Genomic DNA, 7,209 nt, shown 5'->3' with positions numbered 1-7,209 from the left:
ACCCAGGGGTTACGGAAAAAGCTGTTGCCGACACTGAAATCCAAACGACGACTGACAGCCATATTGGCGGATGGGAGTGAAAAGGCGTTTCGTCCGGAAACCGTAGCTGACGTCTGGCCACCGGGTCGTTCTTCACCACTTTCATAGCTGACTTTTTCTGTTTTGTTACAGCCCAAAAGCCCTGGTCCGGTGATCAAGGCTATGAAGGCAATCCCCATGGTTCGTAATTGCATTGTTTTACTTCTTTTAGCCCGGGTTTTATTAGCTAAAGAGGTTGTCGCAACATCCTCCGAACTCATTCCCACGGTCCCCCGTGGGAATGCGTACCGAACCCGGCACAAATGAAACAACCAGCATGAAACTGCCGGAAATCCGGGCAAAGAGAGCTTTCCCCTTATACGGCCAGCTCCGTATGCATCCCCACGCAGAGCGTGGGAACGAGGTTTTCGGAGGGTTTTGCGACAGCCTCCTTCGCGGGGATGACGGTTGGGTGCTAATTCCAGCCCCACGCCAGAGCATGGAAGTCAGCTCCCTTATTTAAAAGGGGCTTAATTAACAGGCTCAAGTTCTTCCATGGGCCAGCGGGGTACAGGCACCACTTCCAGCCCATCACTTTGACCAGCCAGCAGTCGCTGACACCCGGCATAGGCAATCATCGCCCCATTATCGGTACAGAACTCAGGCCGGGCATAGCGCAATACTGCACCCTCTTTTGCCACCATGTCTTCCAGTGAAGCCCGCAATGCGGTATTCGCACTCACACCTCCGGCAATAACCAGCTGTTTCATGCCGGTCTGCTGAAGTGCCCGGCGACACTTGATAGTCAGGGTTGCCACTACGGCCTCTTCAAACGCTCTGGCGATATCAGCGCGATCCTGATCAGCCAGTTCCGTCACTCCCGCTTCTGCCTTGCATTTGGCCACCGTATTGAGGGTATAGGTTTTCAGACCACTGAAGCTGAAATCCAGACCAGGCCGATCCGTCATCGGCCGTGGAAACCGAAAACGTCCTTCTTGCCCCTGCCCGGCCAACCGGGCAATGGCAGGCCCGCCGGGATAATCAAGCCCCAGCATGGCGGCCACTTTATCAAAGGCCTCTCCCGCCGCATCATCCAGCGACTCACCCAACAGGCGATAACGGCCGATGCCATCCACCTGTACCAGTTGGGTATGGCCGCCGGATACCAGCAGAGCCACAAATGGGAAATCTACCGGTGAATCTTCCAGCATGGGAGCCAGCAGATGGCCTTCCATATGGTGAACACCCACTGATGGTATGCCCCGGGCCCAGGCCAGCGCCTTACCAATACAGGCACCGACCATCAGGGCACCCACCAGACCCGGACCACGGGTGTAGGCAACCCCGTCAATCTGCTCTTTTTTAAGGCCAGCCTGATCCAGAACTTCTGTGATTAACGGCAACACTCTCTGGATATGATCTCTGGATGCCAGTTCAGGGACCACACCACCATAATCAATGTGCATATCAATCTGACTGAACAGGGCATCGCTCAACAGACCTTTCTGGCTGTCATAGAGGGCAATACCGCTTTCATCGCAGGAAGTTTCTATCCCGAGAACAATCATTTAACCAACCTGTGCAAGAAATATCTGTATAGCACTCACCATTTTCTGGTCCATCGAGCACTTCATTTCAGGGAAAAGAATCATACGCCAAGCCGACGTTTTTTGCATTTTTGTTGAATAAGCTTTAAAATTCGCGCCCTTGAAAAACTGCGGCTAATCTGTCTTGTTAGTGTGAGTATTAACGTCCCGTTTTGCGTAAAGAACTGTCTTTATAAAGAGCGTAATTAGTAATCACAGGGACAAATTATCGCATTCGCGCAGCATTGGCTGTAATCCAGCCATGAGTCTTTATAGCCTGCTATCATAGTGATTGCAGCGGATTCATGGTCTACAACTTGTTATTAAAAGGAAGGTGATCTCTGCATGCCTGCTGTTAAAGTTAAAGAGAATGAACCGTTTGACGTAGCCCTGCGCCGTTTCAAGCGCTCTTGTGAAAAAGCTGGTGTCCTCGCTGAAGTTCGTCGTCGTGAGCACTACGAGAAGCCAACTACTGTTCGCAAGCGCAAGGCCGCTGCTGCTGTTAAGCGTCATCTTAAAAAACTACAGCGCGAGCAGCGTCGTCGTGAGCGTCTGTATTGATCAATTGACGTCACCGTCTGTTGAATCAATCGCATGATTTACGCTTCGGCCTCAATAAGCTTTAAGCCCAGAGCCTCAGGCCCATTAAGAGAAGGAACGTGTTATGAGTGATTGCATTGTCAAGGATCAACTGACAGAAGCCATGAAGGACGCCATGCGCAATCGCGACAAACCACGACTGGGTACTATCCGTTTGGCCCTGGCCGAACTGAAGCAAATTGAGATTGATGAAAAATCATTAGACGATCAACGTGCCCTGGCAGTACTCGACAAAATGGTAAAGCAACGCCGCGATGCCATTGTTCAGTTCGAGTCTGCCGGACGCACGGATCTTGTCGACCAGGAAAAGCTCGAACTTGCCGTTCTTGCCGACTTTCTTCCTACGCCGCTTACTGAATCTGAAATCACCGAGCTGGTTGACCTCGCTATTAATAGCACGGGCGCGTCCAGTATGGCCGATATGGGCAAGGTGATGGGCATTGTCAAACCCCAGGCTCAAGGCCGGGCAGACATGTCATCCATCAGCAAAATCGTTAAATCCCGGTTAAGCTGACACTCACCCTGACGGGTGATAAACTCTACTCATTAATCGTTTCCTTTTCTGTTTCAGGCGCAGCGCCCTATCATGGCCGGACGGATTCCCCAGTACTTTATTGATGACCTTCTCACCCGAATTGATATTATTGATGTCATCGATCATCGGGTTAAGCTGAAAAAAACCGGCCGCAACTATTCTGCCTGCTGCCCTTTCCACAAAGAGAAAACCCCATCCTTTACGGTTAGCCCGGACAAACAGTTTTATTACTGCTTTGGCTGTGGTGCCAGCGGCAACGCCCTTGGCTTCGTCATGGATCACGACCATCTGGATTTTCCGGAAGCCATAGACACACTTGCCGGACAACTGGGCCTGGAAGTTCCCAGGGACGAGAGTTCACAAAAGCAGCGTGGCCCGGATCACAGCGAACTCTACAACCTGATGGATCGCTCGGTTGATTTTTATAGCCGCCAGTTAAAGCAACACGAGCAATCGCCTCGTGCCTCCCATTACCTGAAAAACCGCGGTCTTGATCAGCAGACCTGCCAGCACTTTGCCATCGGCTTTGCGCCACCGGGATGGGATAACCTGAAAAAAGAACTGGCCACATCGCCAGAGAAAGAGCAGCAGCTGATCACCACGGGAATGCTGGTCAAAAATGAAGACCGCAACACCATCTACGACCGCTTCCGGGATCGCATTATTTTCCCTATCCGGGATAGCAGAGGTCGCTACATCGCTTTTGGTGGCCGCGTTCTCGGGGATGAGAAACCCAAATACCTGAATTCACCAGAATCCCCCATATTTCATAAGGGCAAAGAGCTCTATGGACTCTGGGAAGCGCGACAGGCAAACCGTAAACTAAGCCGCATTCTGGTCGTCGAAGGATACATGGATGTTGTCGCCCTGACTCAGCAAGGGATTACCAATGCCGTTGCGACACTGGGAACAGCCACCACACCCGAGCACTTGCAAAGACTTTTTAAAGTCGTTCCCGAAGTGGTTTTCTGTTTTGACGGTGATGATGCCGGACGAAGAGCCGCATGGCGTGCACTCGAGTCTACACTCCCCAATATGCAGGATGGTCGCCAGGCACGCTTTCTCTTTCTCCCCCAGGGTGAAGACCCCGACACAATGGTACGAAAGGAAGGTGCCGAACGCTTTGTTGAACGCATCAGGAACGAGGCACTGAGTCTTGATAAGTTACTTTTCCGTGAGCTGGAGGCAGATCTTGACCTGACCACCATGGATGGTCGCGCCCGGCTCGCCAAGTTAGCCCAACCTTATATTGGCAAGCTTCCGGAAAGCCTTTTTCGTCAACTGCTTCTGAAAATGCTCTCAGACCATACCGGACTGGATACCCACTATCTGGAAACTCATTTCCAGGAGAACACCCAGACCAGAGAGCAGCCAGTAAAGACCCGACCAGAGCCTGAGCCTAAGCATCACGACGCTTCGGCCACCCATGATGCGTATTTTTACGGTGATTCTCACGAACCAGCCGCGCCTTATGATACTGGCTATGAACAAACACATTACCCACCCGGACAACAGCAAAGCTACCATTCACCAGCTACAGCTACACCTCGCCGTTTTCACAACCCACAAAAATCAGCACGACTGGCGACGTCAGGCTATGCCATACGACAACTGCTTTGTAATCCTGAGTTTGCCCTGGAAGCGGCAGAGCCACTAGACGACCTCAAGCTAGAAAACGACAGTGACAGTCAATTGCTGATTGATCTTCTGCAAACGCTTAAGAAAAATCCGGCACTGAAAACCAGCACCCTGATTGCCCAGTGGTACGGAACCGAAAAGGGAGATCGCCTGAAAGCCTTGGCAGCACTGGATCACGGCACAACGGCACATCGGGATGAATTTCTGGAAACGCTGGCCAGTATTCGAAAAAAAACCGGCTTGAACCATCAGCAAAATCAATACAAAAACCTGCTCCAGAGCATTCAAAATAAAAAACCCGGACAATTGGATGAAGATATGCGAAGGCAATTCCGCGAACTTCAGGAGCAATTCAGACGACAAAAACTGGGCGTAGATGTCGACACCCCGAGTGATACACAAAAAAAATAACTGCACACCAAAAAATATTAGGTATACTTGGATTTCACTGTGTCCGTGGAACTGCATTACTGGCCACATCACTAATTCAAACCCGGTCTGAAAACACCAAGGAAAGGTAACCCGCGTCATGGAATGCATTCCGGTACCTCGTCCAACCAAGTCGGGCCGCTGACCTGTGGTACTTTACCCTGTTTATGAGCTATAATTGCCTGCTTATGTTTTTTTGTCCTGTTCGTCAATATCCGCTGTTAAAGGGTTGATATGTCAGCAAATTCGCAACAACAATCCAGATTAAAAGAGCTTATCGCCCGCGGTAAGGAGCAGGGATACCTGACTTACGCGGAGGTTAATGACCACCTTCCGGAAGATATTTCCGATCCTGATCAGGTGGAAGACATAATCTGCATGATCAATGATATGGGTATCAGCGTCTACGAGACCGCTCCTGATGCTGACACCCTGCTCATGGCTGAAGCCGACACCGATGAGGCCGCCGCCGAAGAAGCTGCGGCTGCACTTGCCGCTGTTGAGCAGGAAGCTGGCAGAACTACTGACCCGGTGCGCATGTACATGCGCGAAATGGGTACGGTAGAACTATTAACCCGCGAAGGCGAGATTCAAATTGCCAAGCGCATCGAGGAAGGCTGGCGCGAAGTCATGACTTCGCTGGCTCAATTTCCGGGTACTGCCCAGATTGTTCTCGATGGGTACGATCGTGTTACTGAAGAAGAAGGACGACTGACGGATATCATCAGCGGCTACATTGATCCGGATGATGATACCCCAATCGCTCCTCCTCCCGTCGTCGAAGTGGTCGTGATTAATGAAAAAGAAGATGGTGATGAAGATGATGATGATGATGAAGAGGATGAGGTCGATACCGGTCTTGACCCTGAAGAAGCAAAAGAACGCTTCGATCTTCTGAGAGACGCTTTGGCAAAGGCTACAGCAGCCATTGCCAGCAATGGACGCGACAACAGCCAGGCAGCCTTGACTGAGCTGGCAGATGCCTTCACGCCACTGAAGCTGATCCCGCGCCTCTTCGACATGCTGGTTTTCAGAATTCGCAATGCGGTAGAGCGTATTCGTGATAACGAACGTGCCGTTATGCAGCTGTGTGTTCGTAAATCAAAAATGCCTCGCAAAATCTTTTTGAAGGCATTCCCGGGCAACGAGACCAATCTTGCGTGGCTTGACGAGCTGGCCAGCGGTAGTGGCGGTTACGTTGAAGCCCTTCCGAATTATCGTGACGATATTATTCGTGCGCAGAAGAAGCTGACCAACATTCAAATAGAGTTTGGTCTGACCCTGACCCAGATAAAAGACATTAATCGTAAGATGTCTCTGGGCGAGGCTCGCGCTCGTCGTGCCAAAAAAGAGATGGTTGAAGCCAACCTTCGTCTGGTTATCTCCATTGCCAAGAAGTACACCAATCGCGGCCTGCAATTCCTTGATCTGATCCAGGAAGGCAACATTGGTCTGATGAAGGCAGTGGATAAGTTTGAATACCGTCGTGGTTATAAGTTCTCAACTTATGCCACCTGGTGGATTCGTCAGGCGATTACCCGTTCTATTGCTGACCAGGCTCGTACCATCCGTATTCCGGTGCATATGATTGAGACCATCAACAAGCTGAACCGGATCTCAAGACAGATGCTGCAGGAAATGGGCCGCGAAGCCACGCCGGAAGAACTGGCTATTCGCATGGAAATGCCTGAAGACAAGATCCGTAAGGTGCTGAAGATCTCCAAAGAGCCCATCTCCATGGAGACGCCCATTGGTGATGATGAAGATTCACACCTGGGAGACTTTATTGAAGACGCCACCATGCAGTCGCCCATTGACCGCGCAACTGGTGAAGGTCTCAGGGAGTCCACCCGCACGGTGCTTGCAGGCCTGACCGCCCGTGAAGCCAAAGTGTTGAGAATGCGTTTTGGTATCGACATGAACACTGACCACACCCTGGAAGAGGTGGGTAAGCAGTTCGACGTTACCCGCGAGCGTATCCGTCAGATTGAGGCGAAGGCACTGAGAAAGTTGCGTCATCCAACTCGCTCCGATCACCTTCGCAGCTTCCTGGACGAGTAATTTACAAAACCAAAAAAAAGCACCGAAAGGTGCTTTTTTTATGGGTGTAAATAAAACCGCTTTAACCACAAAGTCACAAAGAAAAAAACCTTTGTGCCTTTGTGTCTTTGTGGTTCAAAGGCTCTTATTCGCTCTTAATCAGAAACCGCAGCGGCCTGCTGTTCTTTAATACGAGCCACTTCTTTCATGCTCAGCTTAATACGACCACGGTTGTCCAGATCCATCACGACAACTTCAAGCTTCTGCCCCATCTTCACGTAGTCACCAACATTTTCTACACGATGATCCGCAATCTGGGAAATATGTACCAGACCATCCTGACCCTGTCTCTTATACACATCT

Annotated in this window: 6 protein-coding genes and 1 pseudogene; 4 read left to right on the top strand and 3 right to left on the bottom strand. The window is 50.8% G+C overall.

Going from position 1 to position 7,209, the window contains the following annotated elements:
* Positions 1-233 (bottom strand): annotated as a pseudogene (locus RM811_RS18145) (thiol oxidoreductase); the annotation flags it as partial.
* A gap of 315 nt (positions 234-548) precedes the next feature.
* A complete protein-coding gene (tsaD, locus tag RM811_RS18140; protein WP_402527132.1) occupies positions 549-1,586 on the bottom strand; it encodes a tRNA (adenosine(37)-N6)-threonylcarbamoyltransferase complex transferase subunit TsaD in 1,038 nt (345 codons plus the stop codon).
* Between the two features lie 363 nt (positions 1,587-1,949).
* Here tsaD and rpsU point away from each other — a divergent pair, with 363 nt between their 5' ends.
* From rpsU to rpoD, 4 genes are all read left to right on the top strand, one after another.
* Positions 1,950-2,165, top strand: coding sequence for a 30S ribosomal protein S21 (gene rpsU, locus RM811_RS18135; protein WP_067515164.1), 216 nt, complete (start codon positions 1,950-1,952; stop codon positions 2,163-2,165).
* A gap of 103 nt (positions 2,166-2,268) precedes the next feature.
* Positions 2,269-2,718: a GatB/YqeY domain-containing protein gene (locus RM811_RS18130; protein WP_402527130.1), complete on the top strand. Its 450-nt coding sequence runs from the start codon at positions 2,269-2,271 to the stop codon at positions 2,716-2,718.
* Between the two features lie 72 nt (positions 2,719-2,790).
* A complete protein-coding gene (gene dnaG, locus RM811_RS18125; RefSeq protein WP_402527128.1) occupies positions 2,791-4,788 on the top strand; it encodes a DNA primase in 1,998 nt (665 codons plus the stop codon).
* A 252-nt stretch (positions 4,789-5,040) separates the two neighbouring features.
* Positions 5,041-6,867, top strand: a complete 1,827-nt coding sequence (rpoD, locus tag RM811_RS18120) for an RNA polymerase sigma factor RpoD (RefSeq protein ID WP_402527126.1) — start codon at positions 5,041-5,043, stop codon at positions 6,865-6,867.
* Between the two features lie 134 nt (positions 6,868-7,001).
* Here the strand turns inward: rpoD and RM811_RS18115 are convergent.
* Positions 7,002-7,209 (bottom strand): S1 RNA-binding domain-containing protein (locus RM811_RS18115; RefSeq protein ID WP_402527124.1); only part of this gene is annotated, 208 nt, incomplete at its 5' end.

Source organism: Endozoicomonas sp., assembly GCF_031844845.1.
GTDB lineage: Bacteria > Pseudomonadota > Gammaproteobacteria > Pseudomonadales > Endozoicomonadaceae > Endozoicomonas.
This window is presented reverse-complemented; position numbering and strand designations above follow the sequence as displayed.

Coding starts and splice junctions, on each gene's coding strand:
- rpsU (WP_067515164.1), top strand. CDS start 1,950: ATGCCTGCTGTTAAAGTTAAAGAGAATGAACCGTTTGACGTAGCCCTG.
- tsaD (WP_402527132.1), bottom strand. CDS start 1,586: ATGATTGTTCTCGGGATAGAAACTTCCTGCGATGAAAGCGGTATTGCC.
- RM811_RS18130 (WP_402527130.1), top strand. CDS start 2,269: ATGAGTGATTGCATTGTCAAGGATCAACTGACAGAAGCCATGAAGGAC.
- rpoD (WP_402527126.1), top strand. CDS start 5,041: ATGTCAGCAAATTCGCAACAACAATCCAGATTAAAAGAGCTTATCGCC.
- dnaG (WP_402527128.1), top strand. CDS start 2,791: ATGGCCGGACGGATTCCCCAGTACTTTATTGATGACCTTCTCACCCGA.